We start from the raw sequence: 681 nt of genomic DNA, 5'->3' as shown, positions 1-681 counted from the left end.
AAAGATTCTCTTGGAAACTGGGTTAATCCTCCATACAATGTGGCTAAGTGGAATGGACAGGGTTGGGAGTTGTTCACAACTTCTGACATTGGCTATGGATATGGCGAGCTATATTGTGTTTTTGCATTCGGTCCAAATGATATATGGGTGGGCTCGAGTATTCCAGAACACTGGGATGGACAGCGATGGAAGTTTCATGGCTCAACACGTGGTTATCAAGGTGGATTTAGGATACGAAAGATTTGGGGAACTAGTTCAAGAGATTTGTATGTGGTTGGCGATGGAGGAAATATTCGATATTTCAACGGCGTCAGTTGGCGGCGTTTGGAGAGCGGGACGGATTTGGATGTTTATGATATTTACGGTGATAAAAATCTTAAAACAGGAGAAACAGAGATATATGCAGTTGCCGCTAAACAATATGTTACATTTGATAAAATAATATTCAGAATAGACGGTATTAAAGTAACAGCAATTTCTATTGAAGGAATACCTTACAATATACATGGTATTTGGTTTAAAGCTGGTGTTGAATACTATGTAGTTGGTTCTGGGATGTATCATAAACGCAATCCTATGCAACCTGGACCATGGAAAGGAATACCTGCGAGTGTAACGCAGTACGGTATCTATAAAATCAAAGGAAATAACATAAACGATATTTTTGCATGCGGATCGTTT

Annotated in this window: 1 protein-coding gene; it reads left to right on the top strand. The window is 39.4% G+C overall.

The window, feature by feature from the left end; genetic code table 11:
- Window positions 1-681 (top strand): hypothetical protein (locus tag QME58_14470; protein ID MDI6805015.1); only part of this gene is annotated, 681 nt, incomplete at both ends.

The sequence above is a fragment of the Bacteroidota bacterium genome (assembly GCA_030017895.1).
GTDB lineage: Bacteria > Bacteroidota > Ignavibacteria > UBA10030 > BY39 > JASEGV01.
Note: the sequence above shows the minus strand (reverse complement) of the source record. Positions and strands in the feature narration are given on the sequence as shown.